Annotated in this window: 21 protein-coding genes; 14 read left to right on the top strand and 7 right to left on the bottom strand. The window is 66.7% G+C overall.

Annotation, left to right across the window (positions count from 1 at the left end):
* Window positions 1-10: 10 nt before the first annotated feature.
* Window positions 11-895, bottom strand: coding sequence for an MBL fold metallo-hydrolase (locus BM382_RS05695; protein ID WP_011060861.1), 885 nt, complete (start codon window positions 893-895; stop codon window positions 11-13).
* A gap of 251 nt (window positions 896-1,146) precedes the next feature.
* Here BM382_RS05695 and BM382_RS05690 point away from each other — a divergent pair, with 251 nt between their 5' ends.
* Window positions 1,147-2,460: a sigma-54 interaction domain-containing protein gene (locus BM382_RS05690; RefSeq protein ID WP_019094278.1), complete on the top strand. Its 1,314-nt coding sequence runs from the start codon at window positions 1,147-1,149 to the stop codon at window positions 2,458-2,460.
* Window positions 2,461-2,486: 26 nt separating this feature from the next.
* Here the strand turns inward: BM382_RS05690 and BM382_RS05685 are convergent, their stop codons facing one another.
* Window positions 2,487-3,029, bottom strand: a complete 543-nt coding sequence (locus tag BM382_RS05685) for a GNAT family N-acetyltransferase (protein WP_053151015.1) — start codon at window positions 3,027-3,029, stop codon at window positions 2,487-2,489.
* Between the two features lie 205 nt (window positions 3,030-3,234).
* Between BM382_RS05685 and BM382_RS05680 the strand changes: the two genes are divergently transcribed.
* From BM382_RS05680 to BM382_RS05665, 4 genes are all read left to right on the top strand, one after another.
* A complete protein-coding gene (locus BM382_RS05680; RefSeq protein WP_011060864.1) occupies window positions 3,235-4,722 on the top strand; it encodes a PAS domain S-box protein in 1,488 nt (495 codons plus the stop codon).
* Window positions 4,723-4,858: 136 nt separating this feature from the next.
* Window positions 4,859-5,110: a CsbD family protein gene (locus BM382_RS05675; protein WP_072442217.1), complete on the top strand. Its 252-nt coding sequence runs from the start codon at window positions 4,859-4,861 to the stop codon at window positions 5,108-5,110.
* Between the two features lies 1 nt (window position 5,111).
* The gene (locus tag BM382_RS05670) at window positions 5,112-5,372 is read left to right on the top strand and encodes a DUF1652 domain-containing protein (RefSeq protein WP_015635301.1); all 261 of its coding nucleotides are present in this window, start codon (window positions 5,112-5,114) and stop codon (window positions 5,370-5,372) included.
* Window positions 5,373-5,549: 177 nt separating this feature from the next.
* The gene (locus BM382_RS05665) at window positions 5,550-6,191 is read left to right on the top strand and encodes a trimeric intracellular cation channel family protein (protein ID WP_239690394.1); all 642 of its coding nucleotides are present in this window, start codon (window positions 5,550-5,552) and stop codon (window positions 6,189-6,191) included.
* 207 nt (window positions 6,192-6,398) lie between these two features.
* Here the strand turns inward: BM382_RS05665 and BM382_RS05660 are convergent, their stop codons facing one another.
* Entirely contained in the window at window positions 6,399-7,793 is a 1,395-nt protein-coding gene (locus BM382_RS05660; protein ID WP_011060868.1) for a sensor histidine kinase, read from the bottom strand.
* Window positions 7,771-8,454 (bottom strand): response regulator transcription factor, encoded by a 684-nt coding sequence (locus BM382_RS05655; RefSeq protein ID WP_011060869.1) that lies wholly within the window; start codon window positions 8,452-8,454, stop codon window positions 7,771-7,773. Before BM382_RS05655 ends, BM382_RS05660 begins: the two co-directional genes overlap by 23 nt.
* Window positions 8,455-8,635: 181 nt before the next feature.
* Here BM382_RS05655 and BM382_RS05650 point away from each other — a divergent pair, with 181 nt between their 5' ends.
* The 6 genes from BM382_RS05650 (at window position 8,636) to hcnC (ending at window position 13,893) form a co-directional block, all read left to right on the top strand.
* Entirely contained in the window at window positions 8,636-8,977 is a 342-nt protein-coding gene (locus BM382_RS05650) for a YdcA family protein (protein WP_011060870.1), read from the top strand.
* Between the two features lie 38 nt (window positions 8,978-9,015).
* On the top strand, window positions 9,016-9,402 hold the full coding sequence (locus BM382_RS05645) for a hypothetical protein (RefSeq protein WP_072442213.1): 387 nt from the start codon (window positions 9,016-9,018) through the stop codon (window positions 9,400-9,402).
* Between the two features lie 190 nt (window positions 9,403-9,592).
* On the top strand, window positions 9,593-10,534 hold the full coding sequence (locus tag BM382_RS05640) for a membrane protein (protein WP_011060872.1): 942 nt from the start codon (window positions 9,593-9,595) through the stop codon (window positions 10,532-10,534).
* A gap of 389 nt (window positions 10,535-10,923) precedes the next feature.
* Window positions 10,924-11,241, top strand: coding sequence for a cyanide-forming glycine dehydrogenase subunit HcnA (gene hcnA, locus BM382_RS05635; RefSeq protein ID WP_011060873.1), 318 nt, complete (start codon window positions 10,924-10,926; stop codon window positions 11,239-11,241).
* A complete protein-coding gene (hcnB, locus tag BM382_RS05630; RefSeq protein ID WP_011060874.1) occupies window positions 11,238-12,647 on the top strand; it encodes a cyanide-forming glycine dehydrogenase subunit HcnB in 1,410 nt (469 codons plus the stop codon). The genes hcnA and hcnB overlap by 4 nt, the downstream gene beginning before the upstream one ends.
* Window positions 12,640-13,893, top strand: coding sequence for a cyanide-forming glycine dehydrogenase subunit HcnC (hcnC, locus tag BM382_RS05625; protein WP_072442211.1), 1,254 nt, complete (start codon window positions 12,640-12,642; stop codon window positions 13,891-13,893). The genes hcnB and hcnC overlap by 8 nt, the downstream gene beginning before the upstream one ends.
* A gap of 270 nt (window positions 13,894-14,163) precedes the next feature.
* Here the strand turns inward: hcnC and BM382_RS05620 are convergent, their stop codons facing one another.
* Both BM382_RS05620 and BM382_RS05615 read right to left on the bottom strand, forming a co-directional pair.
* The gene (locus BM382_RS05620) at window positions 14,164-14,775 is read right to left on the bottom strand and encodes a glutathione S-transferase (protein WP_011060876.1); all 612 of its coding nucleotides are present in this window, start codon (window positions 14,773-14,775) and stop codon (window positions 14,164-14,166) included.
* A 268-nt stretch (window positions 14,776-15,043) separates the two neighbouring features.
* A complete protein-coding gene (locus BM382_RS05615; protein ID WP_019094283.1) occupies window positions 15,044-16,267 on the bottom strand; it encodes a multidrug effflux MFS transporter in 1,224 nt (407 codons plus the stop codon).
* Between the two features lie 92 nt (window positions 16,268-16,359).
* Here BM382_RS05615 and BM382_RS05605 point away from each other — a divergent pair, with 92 nt between their 5' ends.
* From BM382_RS05605 to BM382_RS05595, 3 genes are all read left to right on the top strand, one after another.
* Window positions 16,360-17,829, top strand: coding sequence for a MocR-like pyridoxine biosynthesis transcription factor PdxR (locus tag BM382_RS05605; protein WP_072442209.1), 1,470 nt, complete (start codon window positions 16,360-16,362; stop codon window positions 17,827-17,829).
* Window positions 17,830-17,904: 75 nt separating this feature from the next.
* Complete coding sequence (locus BM382_RS05600; RefSeq protein ID WP_072442207.1) at window positions 17,905-18,825, top strand: DHH family phosphoesterase; 921 nt, start codon at window positions 17,905-17,907, stop codon at window positions 18,823-18,825.
* A gap of 15 nt (window positions 18,826-18,840) precedes the next feature.
* On the top strand, window positions 18,841-19,110 hold the full coding sequence (locus tag BM382_RS05595; protein WP_072442205.1) for a DUF7660 family protein: 270 nt from the start codon (window positions 18,841-18,843) through the stop codon (window positions 19,108-19,110).
* 19 nt (window positions 19,111-19,129) lie between these two features.
* Here BM382_RS05595 and BM382_RS05590 read toward each other — a convergent pair whose 3' ends face one another.
* Window positions 19,130-20,050: a MurR/RpiR family transcriptional regulator gene (locus BM382_RS05590; RefSeq protein WP_011060881.1), complete on the bottom strand. Its 921-nt coding sequence runs from the start codon at window positions 20,048-20,050 to the stop codon at window positions 19,130-19,132.
* Between the last annotated feature and the right edge of the window lie 158 nt (window positions 20,051-20,208).

Here is a 20,208-nt window from a genome sequence, read left to right as displayed (position 1 = left end):
TAGGTAATAGTTATAGGGTGTTCAGGGGAATCTTCAGGTAGCTCACGCCGTTGTCCTCGGGCTCGGGGAAGTGCCCGCTGCGCATGTTGACCTGCACCGAAGGCAGGATCAGCACCGGCATGTCCAGGGTCGCGTCGCGGGCTTCGCGCATGGCCACGAAGCTGTCTTCGTCGACCCCCTGGTGAATGTGGATGTTGTTGGCGCGCTGCTCGGCGACGGTGGTCATGTACTGCAGCTCGCGGCCGTTGGGCAGGTAGTCGTGGCACATGAACAGCCGGGTGCTGGGGGGCAGGGCGAGGATCTTGCCGATCGAGCGGTACAGGGTCCGCGCGTCGGCCCCGGGGAAGTCGCAGCGGGCGGTGCCGTAGTCGGGCATGAACAGGGTGTCGCCGACAAAGGCCAGGGTTTCGTCGCCGACCTGTACCAGGTAGGTCATGCAGGCCGGGGTATGCCCCGGGGTGTGCATGGCCCGCGCGGTGAGGCCGCCGATGGCGAATTCGGCGCCGTCTTCGAGCAGCACGTCGAACTGGCTGCCGTCCCGGGCAAAGGCCGGGGCTTCGTTGAACAGCGCGCCGAAGGTCTTCTGCACCCGGGTGATCTGGTTGCCGATGGCCACCTGGGCCCCGAGCTGCGCCTTGAGGTAGGCGGCGGCCGACAGGTGGTCGGCATGCACATGGGTTTCCAGGATCCAGTCGACCCGGGCGTCCAGCTCTTTCACCCGGGCGATCAGGCGATCGGCGGACTCGGTGTGGGTGCGGCCGGATTTCGGGTCGTAGTCCAGCACGCTGTCGATCAATGCGCAGTGGCGGCTGGCCAGGTCCATCACCAGGTAGCTGATGGTCCAGGTATGGCTGTCGAAAAAGGCTTCTACACGCAGCGTGTCGCTGATGATCATGGGGCACTCCAGGCAATGAAGGTGAGGGCAGTCTGCGCTGACGCTCGTTTCTTGAAGTGTCAATAAGCGTGCCAACCCGAAACGGCGTCGTTTGGCGCCTGTTCATTGGTTTAGACGCTTTTTCAACCCCTTGGTGATGTGTTGTCGCCAGGACTGTCATCCGGGCTTGGCAGTCATTTGGCAGTTGCTGGCAGAAAATGGCAGTGATGGCGCCCATGCTTTAAGCTGCCGCCTCTGCCCCGGAGTTGCCCATGTCCCTGATTGCCACCGACCTAGTCCCGCCACCGATGTCCGCCCTGGTGTCCTACCTCGAACACGACCCGCAGCCCACCATAGTGCTGGACACCGACTACAACATCATCGCCGCCAACACCGCCTACCAGCGTCAGTTCGGCGTGGCCGGCAAGCCCCACGTGGGCGCCAAGTGCTACCGGGTGTCCCACCAGTTCGCCGTGCCCTGTGACCAGGCCGGCGAGCATTGCCCGATGCGCAAGGCCCATGACAGCCGCGTACCGGAACGCATGCTGCACATCCACCACACGCCCCGGGGGCCGGAGCATGTGGACGTGGAGCTGCGGCCGATCATTGGCCAAGACGGCACGGTGGTGGCCTATGTCGAGCGCCTGAGTTCGGTGGCCGTGGCCTCGGTACAACCCCAGCAGAAGGGCCTGGTGGGGCGCTCGCCGGCCTTCAACGAAGCCTTGAGCGCCTTGCAGCGGGCGGCGCCGGCGCCGATCCCGGTATTGCTCCAGGGTGAATCCGGCACCGGCAAGGAGCTGTTCGCCCGTGCCCTGCACGACGGCAGCCCCCGGGCCAGCGGGCCGCTGGTGGTGGTGGACTGCACCGGGCTTACCGAAAGCCTGCTGGAAAGCGAATTGTTCGGTTATGAAAAGGGCGCCTTCACCGGTGCCCTGCAGCGCAAGATCGGCCTGGCCGAAGCCGCCCATGGCGGCACCCTGTTTCTCGACGAGATCGGCGAAGTGCCCCTGGCCATGCAGGTCAAACTGCTGCGCCTGATCGAGTCCGGCAGCTTTCGCCCGGTGGGCAGCCTGCGCACCGTGCACTCGGATTTCCGCCTGGTGGCGGCGACCCACAAGCCGCTCAAGGAAATGGTCGCCGCCGGCACCTTCCGCCAGGACCTGTACTACCGCATCAGCGCCTTCCCGATCCGCCTGCCGGCCTTGCGCGAACGCAGCGACGACCTGCCACTGCTGATCGACAGCCTGCTGCGCCGGCTTGACCCCGGGGTAGTGCCGCGGGTCGATCCCCAGGCCCTGGCCCAACTGAGCCTGTACACCTACCCGGGCAATATCCGCGAGCTGCGCAACATCCTCGAGCGGGCGCGGCTGTTCAGCGACGACGGGGTGATCCGCCTGGCGGACCTGCCGCCGGAGCTGCGCAGCACGCCGGCACCAGCGCCGCCGGGCCGCCGCCGCGGCAACAAGGACCTGGAGCAACTGGCCCATGCCCTGGAGGTGTTCGAGGGTTCGCGCAGTGAGCTGGCCAGGGCCCTGGGCCTGAGCGAGCGGACCCTGTACCGGCGGCTCAAGGCCCTGGGTCTGTAGCGGCGGGCGAGGGTGGCAGGGCCACCTCAATCTTGGGCGGGGTGGTTCTGGAGGGGCAGGTCGCAGGCCATCACCCACATGCCGATCTGTTCCAGGTCGGTGCTGAACGGCACCTCGTCGACCTGCCGCAGGCCGGCGCTTTCATAGAAGCGCCGGGCGCCGCTGTTGCTCTTGAGCACGTCCAGCCACAGGCAGGGCTCACCGGCAGCGCTGGCCCGTTGCAGCACATGCTCCAGCAACCGGCGGCCATAGCCCTTGCCGGCCTCGGACTTGAGCAGGTAGATCTTCTGCAGTTCGGCCCCGCGCCGGGCTCCATCGGGCAGTGGCCGGTTCCAGTTGAGCTTGGCAAAACCGATGGGCTGCTGCTGCGGATCCAGGGCCAGCAGCCACAGGTGCAGGTGCTTGTCGGCCAGGGACTGTTCCAGGGGGGCGGGGGCAAAGTCCTGGGCCAGGAACTGCTGCATGCCTTCGGTGCTCCAGATCGCGGCGAAGTGCTCGCGGTAGGTGGCGCAGCCAATGGCCTGGAGGGTGTCGATGTCGCGGCTGTCGGCTTCACGGATGGTGATCATGCGTCATTCCTCGAGGGGCGGCTGGCCGGTGTCGCCGGGCTGGCGGCTGGCCCGCAATCCGGACGGGGCAGCTTACTCCGTTGCCCAAAGGGGCTCCAGCGTTCGGGCCGGGGCACGATGGCGGCGCGCCGTGGTCGTAGTTGCAGCCCCCTTTTTACCGGCGTGCGGGATGTTTGGCGCAGCGTCGGGTTCTTCCGGAGATGCCATGAGCCAGGCCGTACTTGCCACCGAAACCAACCGCCGCCAATTGCAGCAGATCATCTCCGGTCTGTCCGACGGGGTGATCCTGATCGAGACCGACAAGGCCCGGACCCTGCTCTGGGCCAATGAAGCGGCCCTGGCCATGCACGGCGTCAGCACGGTCGAGCAGTTGGGCGGCAATCTGCGCGAATACGCCCGGCGCTATGCCTTGCGCTACCGCAACAACCATCCACTGGGCCTGGACAGCTACCCCATCAACCGGGTGGCTGCCGGAGAAACCTTCAGCGACGTGGTGGTGGAGGTCCAGGCCGAGATCGACGGCGAACCCCGGCACTGGGTGCACCGGGTGCGCAGCATGATCCTCGAGGACCGCAATGGCGCGCCGGAGTCCCTGGTGCTGATCCTCAGTGACGCCACCGACTGGGCCAGCGCCGAGCAGCGCTTCGAGAAGACCTTCAACGCCAACCCGGCGCCGGCGGTGATCTGCCGCCTGGGGGATTTGCGCTACATCAAGGTCAACCAGGGCTTCCTGGAGATGACCGGCTATGCCCGGGACCAGGTGATCGGCCGTTCGGTCTACGAGCTGGACGTGCTGGAAGACGCCGAGCACAAGGAACTGGCCGTCGAACGCCTGGGGCAGGGTGCGACCATCCCGCAGATGCAGGCCGAGCTGCGCCTGCCCGAGGGCGGCAGCAAGCTGGTGATCGTCGCCGGCCAGCCGCTGGACATCAACGACGAGGACTGCATGCTGTTTTCCTTCATGGACCTGGAGCCGCGGCGCAAGGCCGAGATCGCCCTGCGCCAGAGCGAGGAGCGTTTCGCCAAGTCGTTCCGCCTGACCCCGGTGCCGACCCTGGTGTGCAGCGCCGAGCAGCAGATCGTCGATGTCAACGAAGCCTTTCTCGACACCTGCGGCTACAGCAGCGAAGAACTGCTGGGCAAGACCGTGCAGGACATCGGTTTTATCGCCGAGCCCCAGGCAGCCGAGCAGTTGTTCGGCCGCCTGGAGAAGAGCGGCAACGTCATGGGCCTGGACCTCAAGGTGCGCAAGAAGGGCGCCGAGCAGGTGGACTGCGTGGCCTACGCCGATACCGTGCTGATCCAGGACAGCCCCTGCTACCTGCTGGTGCTGATGGACATCAGCGAGCGCAAGCGCTCGGAGCTGGAGCTGGTGGGCGCCATCGAGGAGGTGATGCGTGATGCCTCCTGGTTCAGCCAGACCCTGATCGAAAAGCTCGCCAATGTGCGCAACACCCGCAGCGCGCAAGCCCCGGCGGTAACCTCTGCCGAGCTCACCACCCGCGAGCGCGAGGTCCTGGGGCTGATCTACCAGGGGCTGGCGGACAAGGAAATTGCCGCGCAACTGCAGTTGGCCCCCAACACCGTGCGCAATCACGTGGCCACTCTGTACTCCAAGCTCGATGTGCACAGCCGCGGCGAGGCCATTGTCTGGGCCCGGGAGCGCGGGCTGTTTGCCGGCAGTGCCGGCTGACCCGGTGCAAATGCACCAGTGCAACCAGTGCAAATGCGCCTTTTGCCCAGGGGCGGGCCTTTCTATCCTGTGATTCTGCGCAGGGCTCTGTATCGGGCCTCTGCCATTCATGAACCGCAGTAGAAGGAGCGCCAGCATGGCTAGCGAACAGATCAAGGGCACAGTGGGCAAGGTGGCCGGCAAGGCCGAGGCCGTGGTGGGTGAGTGGCTGGATGATGAGCAACTGCAAGCCCGCGGCATGGCCCGGGAAGCCGCCGGGCAATTGCAGGAAAAGTACGGCCAGGCCCTGGACCAGGGCGAGCGCTGGGTCCGGGACAAACCGCTGTTGAGCGTGGCCCTGCTGGCCGGCGTCGGCCTGTTGGCGGGCCTGCTGCTGCGGCGCCGCTGAAATGCCGGCGGCCATCACCCTGGCGCAGTTGCGCGCTTGTATCGAGCAGCGCCTGGCGCCCCTGGCCTGCAGCTTCAGCAACGCCGGTGACGGCACCCTGACCCTGCGGGTGTTCGAGCCGGCCAGCGGCCGGGTCGACCTGGTGGTGACCGGGCTCAGCGCCCGGGCGCTGCAGAGCGAGGCCGATGTGCAGAAGATCATCGACGAACTGCTCTATGAGCTGGGCAGCAACTCCCTGGGCCAGCTCGATCTGGCGCCCTGAACCCGGCCTTGCACCGGGGCCGGTCGATGGCGACAGCCCACGGCCTGAACTATAAGCAAAGGGTCGACGGTCGGGTTCCCGGCCGTCATCTCCAGCCTTTTGCAGGTGCCCGGGCATGCCTTCAACCCTGTTGCCGCGCCGTATTTTCCTGATCACCTCGCTTTTCTGGATGGGCCCATGAACGCCCGGGCCCAGGGCTTGCCCCGGCGCCTGGAAAACATCGTGCTGGTGGCGGATCTGGCGGGCACTGCGGTGTTTGCCGTGGAGGGTGCGATCAGCGCCATGCGCGCCCAACTGGACCTGCTGGGGGTGATGGTGATCGCCTTTATCGTCGCCCTTGGCGGAGGGGTGACCCGTGACCTGCTGATTGGCGCCACGCCGCCCAAGGCCGTGGCCGACTGGCGGTACCCGGCGCTGGCGCTGCTGATGGGCGGGCTGGCCTTCGTGGCACGGGACTGGGTGCTGGGGTGGTCCGGGCCGCTGCTGATTCTGCTGGACGCCGCGGGGTTGGGGCTGTTTGCCGTGGCGGGCACGCAGAAGGCGCAGAACTTCGGCATCTCGCCCTTTGTCTCGATGCTCATGGGTACGGTGACCGGGGTGGGGGGCGGGGTGATTCGCGACATTGTCCTGGCCCGCATTCCCCTGGTGCTGCAGGTCGACCTGTATGCCAGCTCGGCCTTTGTCGGCGCGGCCAGCCTGGTCATCGCCCGGCGCCTGGGCGTGCCGCTTTTATGGTCGGCCTGGCTGGCGGGCACCGTCTGTTTCGCCCTGCGCATGCTCTCGGTGCGCTACGGCTGGCAACTGCCCAAGGCCTTGTAGCCGCTGCCGCAGGCTGTGAACGGCTTGGGCGGCATTGCGACGCAGAAGACACCGGGAGCGTGAGAGCGCGGAAGGTTTGGCGCAAGATCGTCAAGCAAGGCCCTGCGTACCGAACGCGGCCCGGCCTTTCGCAGCTTCGCAGGCTCAGCAGCGGCTACAGGATCACAGGGTCACAGGCACCGGATCACAGGGGCGTGGAGGCCGGGCTCAATTGTCGGCAATCAGGCTCGGCCGGCAGTCCAGGCTCAGGCGCGCGCCGCCGCGTTCGCTGCTGCCCACCTCAAGCTTGAAACCGTGCAGGCTGACAATCGCCGCGACGATCGACAGGCCAAGGCCAAACCCGCCCTGGGCATTGTTTTCATCCACCCGGTAAAAGCGCCGGAACACCGCCGCCCGTTCCGCTGCGGGTATTCCGGGGCCTGAGTCGAGCACTTCCAGGCGCGGGCTGCCGTCGTCGTCGATCCCCCGCAGGATCACTTCGCCCCCCGGTGGGGTGAACTTGATGGAGTTGCTCAGCAGGTTGGCCAGGGCCTCGAACAACAGGGCGCGGTCACCGGTGAGGCTGGGCAGGCTCGCCGGTACATCCAGCACCAGGGTCAACTGGCCTTCCTCGGCCAGGGGCAGGTAGAAGTCATAGAGCTCGTGCAGCAGGGGCAGGGGGTCGAGCACCAGGAAGCCCGAGCGCCGCTGCTGGTCCTCCAGTTCGGAAATCCGCAGCAACCCGCGAAAGCGTGCCATCAGGGTGTCGGCCTCGGCCAGCAACTGGTCCATCTGCAGGGCCTGGGGCGAGCCTTCCTCGGCCTGTTGCTGCAGGCGATAGAGCTGGGCCCGCAGGCGGGTCAGCGGGGTGCGCAGGTCGTGGGCGATGTTGTCGCACACGCCCTTGACCTCATGCATCAGCCGTTCGATGCGTTCGAGCATGGCGTTGACGATGGCCGCCAGCATGTCCAACTCGTCGCGCCGGTCCGACAGTGGCAGGCGCCGGGTCAGGTCGCCGGCGACTATGGCTTCGGCGCTGGCCTGGATCTGGCGGATGCGCCGCAAGGGCCGGCGGCGCAGCAGGTGCCAGCCGGCGGCGCCGGGAATGATGGTCAGGGAAATGCCCCAGAGCAGGGCGTGGAGAATGATCCGGGTCACCGCGAACAGCGAGCCGTTGTCGCGCACCAGCACCAGCCAGCGGCCATCCCGGGTGTGGGTGGCCACGGCGTCGCAGCTGTCGCGGGGCAGGCTCGGGTCGTCGGAGTCGATGCAGTTCTTCAGTTCGTGGATCTTGCCGTCCAGGGGCAGGTCGTCGGGTATCTGCCGGATCGGCCCGCTCAGGGGCCGGCGCTGCTCATCGAACAGGCCGTAGGCGTCGATGGCCCGCATGTCGAAAGTCATGCTGGTGGTCAGGGCTTCCACCAGCTGGTCGCCCTCGAAGCGCGCGAACAGGTGCTGGCGCTGCATCAGCGAGTGCTTGGCCAGGCTGTCCAGGTAGGTGGAGACCTCGTAGTACAGCACCCCCATGAGGATGCAGCTCCAGGCCACGAACAGCGTGCTGTAGAGCGCCAGCAGGCGGCTGCTGGAGGAACGCCAGCCTTTAGAGGGGTTCAGCAATGACATAACCCGAGCCTCGCACGGTGCGGATCAACGGGGTCATGCCGGGCGGGTCGATCTTCTTGCGCAGGCGGCCGATGTGCACGTCGATCAAATTGGTCCCGGGGTCGAAGTGATAGCCCCAGACCTCCTCGAAGATCATCATCCGCGAGAGGATCTGCCCGGTGTTGCGCATGAGGAATTCCAGCAGCTTGTATTCGGTGGGCAGCAGGCTCAGCAACTGGTCGGCGCGGGTTGCCTCGCGGCTGATCAGGTTCAGTTCCAGGTCCGCCACCCGCAGGCTGGTGTCGAAATCCTTGACCGTGTTCTTGCGCCGCAGCAGCACTTCGACCCGGGCCGCCATCTCGTCGGAGGCGAAGGGCTTGGTCAGGTAGTCGTCGCCCCCGGCCCGCAGGCCGCGCACCCGTTCATCGACGTCGGAGAGGGCGCTGATCATCAGGATCGGTGTCGACACACCGATGGTGCGCAGGGTGGTGACGATGGCCAGGCCGTCCAGTTCCGGCAGCATGCGGTCCAGGGTGATCAGGTCGTAGTCGCCGCTCACGGCGCGCACCAGGCCCTCACGGCCATTGTCCACCCAATCCACGTCGAGGCCGTGGCTGCTCAGTTCGGCGACGATTTCCCGGGCGGTCACGGCGTCGTCTTCGATGGTCAGAATGCGGGTCATAGGCGTTACCTGTTTGGCGGTTCGTGACACAGGCGGGCATTTTGCCAAGAAACGGCGGCCGCAATTCTAAAAAAACTTTCATCTGCGCCTCCAGGACTCTGTCCAGACCTTGAACAAGCCCCTGCCAGAGGCCGCGCTGCCTGATATTATCGCGCCACTTTTATGGCCAGGAGGCACATCCATGACGGGCCTGCCCCGGGTTGGCTGGAAGCCATTGTCCTTTTTCTGCCTGATGGTGCTGTGCAGCAGCGCGGTGCTGGCGGCCAACCAGCCCTGTTCCGGGCGCAAGGGCGGCATCGCCCGTTGCGACGGCGAGCTGTTCCTGTGCAACGACGGCTCCATCAGCGCGTCGAAAAAGAACTGCGCCCTGATGTCCGGCCAGCGCTCCACTACCCCCCGGGCCGAGCCCCTGCTGCGCGACGCCCAGGGATGCAGCTGTGGCAGCGGCAGTTTCTGCACCGGGCCCCGGGGCGGGGTGTACTGCCTGACCCCCAGTGGCAACAAGAGCTACAAGCGGCATTGAAAACCCGATTGACCTTCTGTGTATCAAGGTGTTGTGCAATGAACTACGCATCACGTTTCAAAGGCCTGCTGTGGCTGCTGGTGGCCAGCCTGCTGTTGAGCCTCGCCGTGGATCTGGCGCTGCGCCTGCCGGGTTACCTGGAAGCCTATGCTGCCGACCCTCGCTATGCGCGCTGGATGCTGGCGTATCGCGGCCTGGACGTCCTGGTCATCGCCCTGATGGCGGTGGCCGTGCCGGGAATCATGCGGCTGCTGGATTTTCGTCGTTCGGCCTGGCTGGCATTGCCGCTCTTTACCTTGTGGGGGCAGGGTATCGGGCAATTGGCCCTGGTGGGCAACCTGCTGCTGGCCCTGTGGATCCTGGTACTGGTGGTGCACCTGTGCTGGACCCGCGGCCGGGAGCTCTACCGGAGCCGGCAGGCCTGAGCACCGGGCGGGCCGTGCAGAACGCCCGCCCGAAAACTCCCGGGCCGGTAAATTGCACGATCCGGGATTGTCTGCTTATCGCAAGTCATTGAAATAAAAGCGCTTATAAAGTTCGTGCAACTGGCACGGTGGCTGCACTTGTCCCTTCGAGACGTGTAACACCATTTTTCATGCCTGGAGCTGAACAACAATGAACAGACCCTCTGAACACCTGCTGGCCACCGCAGATGCCTCGAGTCATCACTCGGGCGTGTCCTGGGCGGCGATCTTTGCTGGCGCCGCGGCGGCCGCCGCTCTTTCGCTGATCCTCCTGTTGCTGGGCTTCGGCCTGGGCTTTTCCGCGGTTTCGCCCTGGGCCGGCAGCGGCATCAGCGCCAAGGGCCTGGGCATTTCCAGCATTGTCTGGCTGGCCGTGACGCAGATCATCGCTGCCGGCCTGGGCGGTTACATCGCCGGGCGCCTGCGGGTGAAGTGGGCCAACCTGCATGGCGATGAAGTGTATTTCCGCGACACCGCCCATGGCTTCCTGGCCTGGGCCGTGGCCACCCTGGTCACCGCGACTTTGGTGGTGGGGTCGGTCAGCAGCGTCATCAGCGGCGGCGTGCATGCCGGCGCCCAGGTGGCTTCCGGCGCCGCCGGTGCCATGACCCAGGTGGCCGGCCATGCTGCCGCCCAGGGTTCCCAGGATGACTACGGCTACTTCGTCGACAGCCTGTTCCGCGACGATCGCCCGGCGGCGGTCAGCGATGACGCGGCCCGTGGCACGGTATCGCGGATCTTCGTGCGCACCCTGAGCAACGACGGCCAGTTGGCCCCTGAGGACCGCAGCTACCTGGCGCAATTGGTGGCCCAGCGTACCAACCTCAGCCAGGCCGATGCCGAGCGTCGGGTCGATGAAGTCTTCGCCAAGACCCGCCAGGCCGTGGAAGAAGCCAAGCAGGCCGCCAAGGAAGCTGCCGACACCGCAGCCAAGGTGGCTGCCTGGTCGTCGCTGTGGATGTTTATCGCGCTGCTGTGCGGGGCCTTCTTCGCCAGCCTCGCGGCGACCTTTGGCGGTCGTCGTCGGGACGCCGTGGTCTGGCTTGAAAGCGATGTCCAGCCGCGCACCGTAGCCCCCACCCCCGTTCACTGATCCAGGAGATTTCCCATGCGCTCATTACTCTTGTGGTTCCTCGGTGTGCCGATCCCGGTGATTATCCTGATCGCCCTGTTCATGCACTGATTCAAGCTATAAAGCCCGGCCCGAACGGGCCCGGGCCTTCCCGAACGCCGCTGCCGGCCATTGCCGCCAGCGGCGTTTTTGTGCGCGCTATCGCAGTTTTGCAAGGGCTGGCCACCGTCGGGTGCGAGGCAGCCGTTTGCTTGGCCCAGATCAATATCCGTGTCCGACAAACCGACTAGATTGGCCCGCGCTCGGTTCTGACAAACAGCTTGGGACCGGGACGTTGCCCGGTCCCGACCGCAGCAGCATGGACGGCGGGACGCCGGCAACCCCATTCATTTTTCACGGATGAACCCACAATGCGTCAGATAGACCGCAACTTCGATATTCAGCCGCTGCAGCATGCGGACATGACCATCAGCCTCAATGGCCAGCCAGTCACTGCCGCCCTGGGTGAAACCGTCCTCAGCGTGATCCAGGCCACCGGCCTGCGCCAGGTGGCGCGTAACGATCACGGGCAACTGGTCGGCGCCTACTGCGGCATGGGCGTATGCCATTGCTGCCTGGTGCAGATCGACGGCCGGCACAAGCGCCGCGCCTGCCAGACCCTGGTCAAGCCGGGGATGCAGGTGCAGACCCTGAGCAACCGCATCACTGAAACGGAGCCCACGTTATGAGCCTGAACCCGGTGATCGTCGGCGGTGGGCCGGCGGGCATGGCGGCCGCCATCGAACTGGCCGAGCACGGTGTGCGCAGCACCCTGATCGAAGAGGCCTCGCGCCTGGGGGGCGTGGTCTACCGCGGGCCGTTGCGCGACGGCGTGCAGCTGGATTACCTGGGGCCGCGCTACTGCGAAATGCTGGCCAAGCTGCACGGCGATTTCGCCGACCACGAACAGATGATCGACGTGCGCCTCAACAGCCGGGTAGTGGGCGCCGAGGGCACCCAGAGCCTGGTGCTGCTCGATGGCGAAGAGCAGGTGCAGCAGGTCAGCTACGAGCAGTTGATACTGGCCGCCGGCTGCCATGAGCGCAGTGTGCCGTTCCCCGGCTGGACCCTGCCCGGGGTCAAGCTGCTGGGTGGCCTGCAATTGCAGATCAAGAGCGGGGTGGTCAAGCCCCAGAGCCCGGTGGTGATCGCCGGTACCGGCCCCTTGCTGCCCCTGGTGGCGTGCCAGCTGCATGCTTCCGGCGTGCGCGTGGCGGGGGTCTACGAGGCTTGTGCCCTGGGCAAGATCGCCAAGCAGAGCCTGGCCATGCTCAACAAGCCGCAACTGTTTCTCGACGGCCTGAGCATGCTCGCCTACCTCAAGCTGCACGGCATTGCCCTGCGCTATGGCTGGGGCGTGGTCGAAGCCCAGGGCCAGGACGCCCTGAGCGTGGTCACCGTGGCGCCGTACTCCAGCGACTGGCAGCCGGACATGGCCAAGGCCCAGCGCATTGCTGCCCAGACCCTGGCGGTGGGCTACGGCTTCATCCCGCGCACCCAGTTGAGCCAGCAGATGGGCCTGGAACACAACTTCAGCGACGACGGCTACCTGCGCGCCAGCGCCAACGCCTGGCAGCAGAGCAGCGAGCCCCACGTGCACCTGGCCGGCGACATGGGCGGCATCCGCGGCGGCGAGGCGGCCATGCTCAGCGGGCGTATCGCCGCGCTGTCGATCCTCATGCAGCGTGGCGTACTGAGCAACGAAGCGGCCCTGCAACGGCGCCAGGGTTACGAGCGCAAGCTGGCCTCGATCCTGCGTTTTCGTGGTGCGGTGGACCGCTATACCGCGCGTGGCGCCGGGCAGGTAGAGCTGCCCAAGGGCGACACCGTGATCTGCCGTTGCGAACACACCACTCGCAACGACATCGAGCGTGCCCTGAGCCAGGGCGTGCAGGACATGGCCAGCTTGAAAATGCGCACCCGGGTGAGCATGGGCGACTGCCAGGGGCGGATGTGCGTGGGCTATTGCAGCGACCGCCTGCGCCAGGCCACCGGGCGCAAGGACGTGGGCTGGATCCGCCCGCGCTTCCCCCTGGACCCGATTCCGTTTTCCGCGTTCCCGCCGTCTGACCAGGAGGTCTCCCAGCATGATTAAGCATTACGACGTGGTCATTGCCGGTGGCGGCGTGATCGGCGCTTCCTGCGCCTACCAGTTGTCCAAGCGCAAGGACCTGAAGGTGGCGCTGATCGACGCCAAGCGCCCGGGCAACGCCAGCCGCGCTTCGGCCGGCGGCCTGTGGGCCATCGGCGAGTCGGTGGGGCTGGGCTGCGGGGTGATCTTCTTTCGCATGATGTCGGCCAACCGCAAGCGCGAGGCCCAGGGTTCGGCGGTGGTGGTGGATTCCAGCACTCCGCACATCCTGCCGCAGTCGTTCTTCGACTTCGCCCTGCAGTCCAACGAGTTGTACCCGCGCCTGCACCGCGAGCTGATGGGCCTGCACAACATGGATTTCAAGTTCGAGCAGACCGGGCTCAAGTTCGTCATCTATGACGAGGAAGACCGCCTGTACGCCGAGCACATCGTCGGCTGCATCCCGCACCTGAGCGACCAGGTGCGCTGGCTCGACCAGGCGGCCCTGCGCGCCGCGGAACCCAATGTCAGCCATGAAGCCCAGGGCGCCCTGGAGTTCCTCTGCGACCACCAGGTCAACCCGTTCCGCCTCACCGACGCCTACACCGAAGGCGCACGCCAGAACGGCGTGGATGTGTACTTCAACACCAACGTCACCGGGGTCCTGCACCAGGGCAATCGGGTCAGCGGGGTGAAGACCGACGTTGCCGGATTGTTCCGCTGCACGACCCTGATCAACGCTGCCGGCGCCTGGGCCGCCGAGCTGAGCCTGCAGGCCACGGGCATCGAGATTCCGGTGAAGCCGGTGAAGGGCCAGATCCTTCTCACCGAGCGCATGCCCAAGCTGCTCAACGGCTGCCTGACCACCAGCGACTGCTACATGGCGCAGAAGGACAACGGCGAGATCCTGATCGGCAGTACCACCGAGGACAAGGGCTTCGACGTCACCACCACCTATCCGGAGATCAACGGCCTGGTGCAGGGCGCAGTGCGCTGCGTACCGGAGCTGGCCCATGTCAACCTCAAGCGCTGCTGGGCGGGGTTGCGCCCGGGTTCGCCGGATGAGCTGCCGATCCTCGGGCCGATGGATGGGGTCGAAGGCTACCTCAATGCCTGCGGGCACTTCCGCACCGGCATCCTGACCTCGGCCATCACCGGCGTGTTGCTGGACAAACTGGTGAACGACGAAGCCCTGCCGCTGGACATCACCCCCTTCCTGGCCCGGCGCTTCGCCACTACCCCCGTGAAGAAACAGCCCGAACCGGCCTGACCGCTCTGTAGGCGCTGGCTTGCCAGCGAAGGCGTTTTCGCCGGCAGCCGGCTCCTACGGGGATATGGGGTTGCTGTAGGAGCTGGCTTGCCAGCGAAGGCGTTTTCGAAGGCGCTGCAAGGCTTGCGGGCCTCTTTGCCGGCAAGCCGGCTCCTACGGGGATATGGGGTTGCTGTAGGAGCTGGCTTGCCAGCGAAGGCGTTTTCGAGGGCGCTGCAAGGCTTGCGGGCCTCTTCGCCGGCAAGCCGGCTCCTACGGGGAGGGTGTGGCTCAGGTGGCGGGGGTGGCGAGGAACACCGGCAATTGTTCGGCGTACTCGGCAAAGCCGCGTACTGCCGGGAATTGCCCGGGGTTGAACTGGTCCGCCACCATCATCTGGCTGAAACTCCAGGCCACCGCCAGGCTGATGCCGGCCTGGCCCAGGGAGCCATCCCGGGGCAGGGGCTGTTTCTGCAACTCCTGCTCCAGCTCGCCATAGGCGGCTTGCAACTGGCCGCCAACCCGCTCCAGCCAGGGGCCGTGCTGTTTCTCCGCAGGACGCAGGTTGCGCTCGTAAACGATCTGTACCGACTTCTCGCAGGCCGCCAGGGCCAGGCCGACCAGCCGCAGCTCACGCAGGCGCTGGGGCAGGGCGGTGGGCATCAGGCTGCGTTGCGGGCCGGCCAGGGTTTCCAGGTAGTCGATGATCAGGCTCGAATCCATCAGCACTTCACCGCCCTCGCAGACCAGGGTCGGGGCCTTGACCACGGGGTTGATCGCCTTGAACTGCTCGAAGGTGCTGAACACCGAAAGCGAGTGATGCTCGAAGGGCAGGCCCAGGCTCTTGAGGCTGATGGCGACGCGGCGCACGTAGGGTGAATCGAGCATTCCAATAAGCTTCATCACGTATTTCCTTGTCTTGAACGGCACAACGGATGGGAAAGGCGCGGCCAATTTAGCGGTATTGAAGCGGCCTTGCACAGTGCAAACCTGTAGCCGCTGCCGCAGGCTGCGAACGGCTCCGAAGGAGACGCGGGGATCTTGAAGGCGCCAGAGGTTCGGCAGGAGGCCGCCACGCAAGGCCCTGCGTACCGAACGCGGCCCGGCCTTTCGCAGCTTCGCAGGCTCAGCAGCGGCTACAGGGGTGCAGGAAGGCGTTCCGAGCCGGCGCCTACCGCCGCCGTGGCCGCAGGCACCACCAGGCCAGCCCCAGGGCCAGGCTGAACAGGCCGGTCAGGGCCTGCAGCGAGCCCGCCGGGCTGTCCGCTAGCAGGCTGGCCAGCAGCCCGCAGCCGGCGGTCATGGCCATCTGGATAAAGAAGAACAGCCCCGAGGCGGTGCCCGCAACCGCCGCATAGGGCTGCAGGATCGCCAGCTGGCAGGCGGGAATCGCCAGGCCCACCGAGAGCATCAGCGCCAGCATCGGCAGCACGATGGCCCACAGGCTGTCGGGCCACAGGCTGCGGGTGAGCAGCAACAGGCCGGCGCCGGCCAGGTTCAACAGGCAGGCCGCGGTGATCAGGCGGTCGGCACTGTGGCGTACCCCCAGGCGCTGGAACAGTCGCGACCCCATCAGGTAGCCGGCCACGGTGGCGGCGAACACCAGGGCGTAGGCCGTGGGCGACAGCCCCAGCTGGCGCTGCAACAGCGCCGGCGATTGCACAATGAACGGGAAGTAGGTGCAGTACAGGCAGCCGATGGCCAGGGAATAGCGCATGAAGTAGGCCTCGCCCAGCAGGCGCAGGTACAGGCGCGGCAGGCTTTTCACGGCCACTGGCGCGAGCTGCGGCGGGCGGGTTTCGGCCAGCCGCTTGAACATCAGCAGCCAGGCCGCCGCGGCCACCAGGCTCAGGCACAGGAACAGGCCACGCCAGCCCAGCAACTGGTCGATCAGGCTGCCCAGGGGCGGTGCCAGCATCGGCGACAGGGCAATGCCCATGGACAACAGCCCCAGTAGCCGCGGCTGCTCCTCGGGCGGGCAGCGGTCGCGGACCATGACCCGGCCCACCAGGGTGCCGCAGCAACCGCCCAGGGCCTGCAGCAGGCGGGCGGCCATCAGTACTTCGACACTGGCGGCCAGCATGCAGGCCAGGCTGGCCGCGAGAAACAGCGCTGTGCCCGCCAGCAGTACCGGGCGCCGGCCATAGCGGTCGCACAGCGGGCCACCCAGCAGCATCGACAGGGCATAGCCGAGCATGTACAGGCTCAGGGTCAGTTGCAGCTGGGCGTCGCTGGCCCCCAGTTGGTCGGCCATGGCCGGCAGCGCCGGCAGGTACAGGTCGATGCTGATCCGCGGCAGGCAGACCACCACCAGCAGCAACAGGGTCCAGAGCCAGGGGGCGAGGGGGCGTTCAACAGCGATGGAGCGGGTGGTGATGGGGCTGGCGGGCGGCATGGCAGGCTCGGGGCAGAGGGCGATGGCGCTGAAATTAAGGGGTTTGTGGTTTAATGCCGAGCACCATTTAGGCCGCTTTTGACTGGACCACTATGAGCCGTGGAAAACACCCCGTGCCCCTCGACCTGCCGCTGCCCCAGCACTGCGATGAAGCCCCGGGCAAACAGGACAGCGCCTACAGTGCCCTGCGCCAGGCGATCCTGGAAAAACGCCTGCCGGCCGGCTGCCGCTTGCCCTCGACCCGCACCCTGGCCCAGCGCTGGGGCCTGTCCCGGGGCACCCTGGAAGTGGTCTTCGACCGCTTGCGCAGCGAAGGTTATGTGAGCCGGGCCAGCGGTTCCGGGACCCGGGTCTGCGCGGTGGTGCCGGACCTGTACCTGAGCGCCCCGGCACGGGCGGCGGCACCCATCGTCAGCGAGAGCGAACCACCGTACCCGCCGCTCAGCGTGCGGGCCGGCCAGCCGTTTGTCGCCCGGCTGGCCGACCCGGCGCTGTTTCCCCTGCAACGCTGGACCCGCTCCCTGACCCGGGCCCTGGGCAATGCTGCGGCGCAGTCGCTGTGGGACGCCGACCCCGGCGGCCTGCCGGCCCTGCGCCAGCAGATCGCCCAGTACCTGGGGCAGCACCGGGGCATCGCCTGCGAGCCGCAGCAGGTGATGATCACCACCGGCATCCGCCATGGCCTCGACCTGCTGGCCCGCAGCCTGCTGCAAGCGGGCGACAAGGTGTGCCTCGAAGACCCCGGCTACCTGTCGGCCCGGAGCCTGTTCGCCCTGGCCGGAGCTCGGCTGGTGCCGATTCCGGTGGAGGAGGACGGGATCGATGTACAGCAGCTGCAACACCATCAGGATGCCCGCATGGTCTATGTCACCCCGGCCCATCAGGCGCCCCTGGGCATGACCATGCCGGTGTCCCGGCGCCTGGCCCTGCTGGAGTGGGCCCGGCACAGCGAGGCCTGGGTGGTGGAGGACGACTACGACAGCGAATTCAACTACCAGAGCGCGCCCCTGGCGGCCCTCAAGTCCCTGGACCGGGACGACCGCGTCATCTACTGCGGCAGCTTCAACAAGACCCTGTTCGCCGGCCTGCGGGTGGGGTTCATGCTGCTGCCCGAGCGCCTGCGCCCGCGGTTGCTGGCCACCTTGCAGGACACCGGGCGCTCGGTGGGGGTGATCGAGCAACTGGCCCTGGCCGACTACATCGCCAGCGGCGCCTTCCTGCGCAATCTCCGGGCGGCGCGCCAGGCCTATCAGGAACGCCGCGACCTGCTGCTGGCGATCCTCGCCAGTGAAGCACCGGGCTGCTACAGCATCAGCGGCCAGCAGGCCGGGCTGCATCTGCTGCTGACGTTGCCGCCGGGCAGCGATGAGGCGCGCTTGCGCCAGCGCGCGGCCCAGCAGGGCCTGCTGTTGCAGGGCCTGGCCGAGCACTGCCAGCAGGTGCGCCGGCCGGCGGCGGTGATCGTCGGCTACGCGGCCCTGAGCCTGGCGCAGATCCGCTTCAGCGGCTCGCGGCTGGCGGCGCTGCTGGTGGACGAGGCAGGGCCTGTAGAGGGCCGCTGACTGTCATCTGGCTGTCATGTGGCTCAGGCACCCTCGGCGCCCCGGCCTCCGGCCTTTGTGGATTACAGGGACGTCATGATCATTGTCACCGCCGGCGCGGCTTATCTGGATATCGACGCCTACGCCGGCTGCATTGCCTATGCCGAATGGCTCAACCTCAGCGGCCGCCCGGCCCGGGCCCTGAGCAGCGCGCCGCTCAACGAGAGCATCCCGGGCACTTTCCGCCAGCGTCTCAAGGGGCTGGACGCCCATGTTCCGCAAGGGACCGAGCAGTTCGTGCTGGTGGACATTTCCAACCACCTGCACCTGGACCCGCTGGTGGACCTGTACCGGGTGGTGGAGGTCATCGACCATCACCCGGGTTTCGAGGCCTTCTGGAACGAGCGCCTGGGCCAGCACGCGGATATCCGCCAGATCGGTGCCGCCTGTACCCAGGTCTACCAGCGCTGGCGCGACTCCGGGTTGCTGCCCAGGATCAGCCGCGACAGCGCGCAACTGCTGGCGGCGGGCATTCTCGACAACACCCTGAACTTCACCGACCAGGGGTGCACCGCGGCGGACCGCCAGGCCTACGCCGACCTGGCCGCGCTGGCCGGCCTGGGCCCCGACTGGCCCGAAGACTATTTCAAGCAGTGCCAGCAGCAGATCGAAGCGCAATTGCCCGAGGCCCTGCTCAAGGACCTGAAAGTGTTCGAAGCGTCCAGCAACCTGCCGCGGCGTTTCGCCCAACTGACCCTGTGGCATGGCCAGGGCCTGCTGGTGCGCCAGCGCAGCCTGATCGAGCAGGTGCTGGGGCAGTGGGGCGATGACTGGCTGCTGAACCTGATCAGCCTCGGCGAAGGCACGAGCTACCTGCTGACCGGCAGCCCGGGCAGTGCCCGCAAGCTGGAACGGCTGCTAGAGTGCAGCACCCTGGACGGCGTGCATTGCCCGGGCCGGCCGATCCTGCGCAAGGAACTGCTGCGCAAGGGCCTGGCGCTCCAGGCAACGTCCTGACCCCGGAGAGCCCCAATGGACCTTGAACAACGCTTGCAGCAGGTACATGACGAGCAGAGCTTCCTCGACTTCGTCCAGGCGCTGATTGCCGACCGCCGCCAGGCGCAGCGCATGGTCCAGGCCGGCGAGGCCGACAGTTGGCAGAACCACTGCATCGAGGATTTTCTCGACGGCGCCCACGCCTGGGCCGAGGCCACCGGCATCGGTGCCACCCAGGGGCTGGTGGAGGCTTCGCCCTGGCAGCGCTTCGCGGTGTTCCTGTACTGCGGCAAGATCTACGAATAGCGCCGCGCCAGCCGAAGGGCTAGTCGTCGAAGCCGCCCTGTTCGTGAATCTCGTCCATCTTCAGTTCCAGGCGGTAGGCCACGGCAATGAACAGCGCCTGGCACAGGCACAGGGTGGCGCTCAGTGAGCGGAAGGCGAAGGAGCTGCCCTCGTTGACCAGCAGCACGCTGTTGGCGCGCTTGGCCAGGGGCGACAGGGTGCTGTCGGTGATGATCAGGGTCTTGGCCTGGTTGTGCTGGGCAATGCGCAGGCAGTGCTGGGTTTCCTTGGCGTAGGGGGTGAAGCTGATGGCGATCACTAGGTCGTTGGGGCGGATACTGCGCATCTGCTCGCGGTAGCTGCCCCCCAGCCCCGACACCAGGTGGATGCGCTTGTTGGTGTGCTGCAGGTTGTACACCAGGTAGTCGGCCACGGCGAAGGAGCGGCGCACCCCCACCACATAGATATTGTCGGTGTTGACCACCAGGTCCACGGCCTGCTCGAAGGCCGCGTCGTCCAGCTCCAGGCCCAGGCGCTCGATCCCCGACAGGGTGGCGCTGATGCAGTCGCGCGCCAGGTCGCCGTCGCTGGCCTTCTGCGACTTGTTGGCGATCAGGCTGCGGATGCGCTGCTGGTAGTTCTGCACCGGCGTGGCCTTGTGGGTGTAGGCCTGGCGGAACAGCGCCTGCATTTCACTGAAGCCGCTGAAGCCGAAACGCTGGGAAAAACGCACGATGGCCGAAGGGTGCACCTCGCACTCGCGGGCGATATCGCTGATCCGGTCGACCATGATCCGGTCGCTCTGCTGGCTCATGTAGCTGGCGATGCGCTTGAGCTGGCGCGGCAGGCTCTCGTACTCCTCGGTGATCAACTGCAGCAGCCGCTCGGCATTGGCCGGAGGGCTGGCAAGGTCGCTCTCGGGCGTGCGATCGGACAGGGCCGGCTGATCGGTGCGGGACATAACGGATCCTTCTGAGGGTACTGATGGGAGCGACCGCGGGCGTCGCCCCCTGACAATAAATGGGCTGCGGGCAGTCTACAGGGTCGGCGCCGGGAAAATCTTGAGTGGCCGGGCCCCGGGCGCCTTGCTGAAACGATGCACGGCACAGCCTTGGGCTT

The organism is Pseudomonas sp. NFPP25 (genome assembly GCF_900116505.1).
Classification (GTDB): domain Bacteria; phylum Pseudomonadota; class Gammaproteobacteria; order Pseudomonadales; family Pseudomonadaceae; genus Aquipseudomonas; species Aquipseudomonas protegens.
Note: the sequence above shows the minus strand (reverse complement) of the source record. Positions and strands in the feature narration are given on the sequence as shown.

Bases quoted from the DNA above. Each gene is read 5' to 3' on its own strand.
- BM382_RS05655 (WP_011060869.1), bottom strand. From the start codon at position 8,454: ATGACCCGCATTCTGACCATCGAAGACGACGCCGTGACCGCCCGGGAA.
- hcnA (WP_011060873.1), top strand. From the start codon at position 10,924: ATGCGTCAGATAGACCGCAACTTCGATATTCAGCCGCTGCAGCATGCG.
- BM382_RS05690 (WP_019094278.1), top strand. From the start codon at position 1,147: ATGTCCCTGATTGCCACCGACCTAGTCCCGCCACCGATGTCCGCCCTG.
- hcnC (WP_072442211.1), top strand. From the start codon at position 12,640: ATGATTAAGCATTACGACGTGGTCATTGCCGGTGGCGGCGTGATCGGC.
- BM382_RS05665 (WP_239690394.1), top strand. From the start codon at position 5,550: ATGAACGCCCGGGCCCAGGGCTTGCCCCGGCGCCTGGAAAACATCGTG.
- BM382_RS05660 (WP_011060868.1), bottom strand. From the start codon at position 7,793: ATGTCATTGCTGAACCCCTCTAAAGGCTGGCGTTCCTCCAGCAGCCGC.
- BM382_RS05620 (WP_011060876.1), bottom strand. From the start codon at position 14,775: ATGAAGCTTATTGGAATGCTCGATTCACCCTACGTGCGCCGCGTCGCC.
- BM382_RS05685 (WP_053151015.1), bottom strand. From the start codon at position 3,029: ATGATCACCATCCGTGAAGCCGACAGCCGCGACATCGACACCCTCCAG.
- BM382_RS05590 (WP_011060881.1), bottom strand. From the start codon at position 20,050: ATGTCCCGCACCGATCAGCCGGCCCTGTCCGATCGCACGCCCGAGAGC.
- BM382_RS05595 (WP_072442205.1), top strand. From the start codon at position 18,841: ATGGACCTTGAACAACGCTTGCAGCAGGTACATGACGAGCAGAGCTTC.
- BM382_RS05695 (WP_011060861.1), bottom strand. From the start codon at position 895: ATGATCATCAGCGACACGCTGCGTGTAGAAGCCTTTTTCGACAGCCAT.
- BM382_RS05675 (WP_072442217.1), top strand. From the start codon at position 4,859: ATGGCTAGCGAACAGATCAAGGGCACAGTGGGCAAGGTGGCCGGCAAG.
- BM382_RS05600 (WP_072442207.1), top strand. From the start codon at position 17,905: ATGATCATTGTCACCGCCGGCGCGGCTTATCTGGATATCGACGCCTAC.
- BM382_RS05605 (WP_072442209.1), top strand. From the start codon at position 16,360: ATGAGCCGTGGAAAACACCCCGTGCCCCTCGACCTGCCGCTGCCCCAG.
- BM382_RS05645 (WP_072442213.1), top strand. From the start codon at position 9,016: ATGAACTACGCATCACGTTTCAAAGGCCTGCTGTGGCTGCTGGTGGCC.
- BM382_RS05615 (WP_019094283.1), bottom strand. From the start codon at position 16,267: ATGCCGCCCGCCAGCCCCATCACCACCCGCTCCATCGCTGTTGAACGC.
- BM382_RS05640 (WP_011060872.1), top strand. From the start codon at position 9,593: ATGAACAGACCCTCTGAACACCTGCTGGCCACCGCAGATGCCTCGAGT.
- BM382_RS05680 (WP_011060864.1), top strand. From the start codon at position 3,235: ATGAGCCAGGCCGTACTTGCCACCGAAACCAACCGCCGCCAATTGCAG.
- hcnB (WP_011060874.1), top strand. From the start codon at position 11,238: ATGAGCCTGAACCCGGTGATCGTCGGCGGTGGGCCGGCGGGCATGGCG.
- BM382_RS05650 (WP_011060870.1), top strand. From the start codon at position 8,636: ATGACGGGCCTGCCCCGGGTTGGCTGGAAGCCATTGTCCTTTTTCTGC.
- BM382_RS05670 (WP_015635301.1), top strand. From the start codon at position 5,112: ATGCCGGCGGCCATCACCCTGGCGCAGTTGCGCGCTTGTATCGAGCAG.